The organism is Roseateles puraquae (assembly GCF_002205845.1).
In the GTDB taxonomy this organism is placed as follows: Bacteria; Pseudomonadota; Gammaproteobacteria; order Burkholderiales; family Burkholderiaceae_C; genus Pelomonas; species Pelomonas puraquae.
Genome location: NZ_NISI01000041.1, coordinates 1 through 776 on the forward strand (window position 1 = coordinate 1; position 776 = coordinate 776).

Sequence of the window (776 nt, forward strand, 5' to 3'; positions counted from 1 at the left end):
CACCTCCAGGTCTTTGGCCTCTTCGCGCTTGGCCACGCCCCGGTAGCCTGCGTCGGCAAACACGACCTTCTCCTGGCCGTGCAGCAGCGCTGCTGCCTGCGTCACGTCGTTGACGTTTGCGGCCGTGCCGATGACGGTGTGCACCAGGCCCGACTCGGCATCTACGCCAATGTGGGCCTTCATGCCGAAGCTCCACTGGTTTCCCTTCTTGGTCTGGTGCATCTCAGGGTCGCGCTCGCCGTCCTTGTTCTTGGTCGAACTCGGCGCGGCAATGATGGTGGCGTCGACCACAGTGCCCGTCTTGAGCAGCAGACCTTGCTGCGCCAAGCCCGCATTGATCAGCGCCAACATCTGTGGCGCGAGCTGATGCTTCTCCAGCAGGTGGCGAAAGCGAAGGATGGTGCTCTCGTCGGGCATGCGTGCCGCGCCTTGCAGCCCGGCAAAGCGGCGGTACAGCGGGCGCTCGTGCAGCTCTTCTTCCATCGCCGGATCGCTGAGGTTCCACCACAGCTGCAAGCAGTGAATGCGCAGCATGGTCTCGATGGGAAAAGGCGGTCGACCGCCCAGTGCCTGGTGCGCGCCGCGCGCATGCGGCTGAACAAGCGCCACCAGCTCTGCCCACGGCACGACTTGGTTCATCTCGTCGAGGAAGACTTCCTTGCGGGTCTTCTTGGGCAGCGGGTCAAGGCCGAGCGTGATCTGATCCATGCCCACCATCGTCCCCGACGCTCAGGCCTCGCACCAGTCGGATTGACGAGAGGTTTTGCAGACCTTCC

Annotated in this window: 1 protein-coding gene; it reads right to left on the minus strand. The window is 63.9% G+C overall.

The features are described from left to right. On the minus strand, nucleotides 1–708 hold a 708-nt coding region (locus CDO81_RS27430), incomplete at its 3' end, for an IS5 family transposase (RefSeq protein ID WP_088486441.1). Nucleotides 709–776 lie beyond the last annotated feature (68 nt).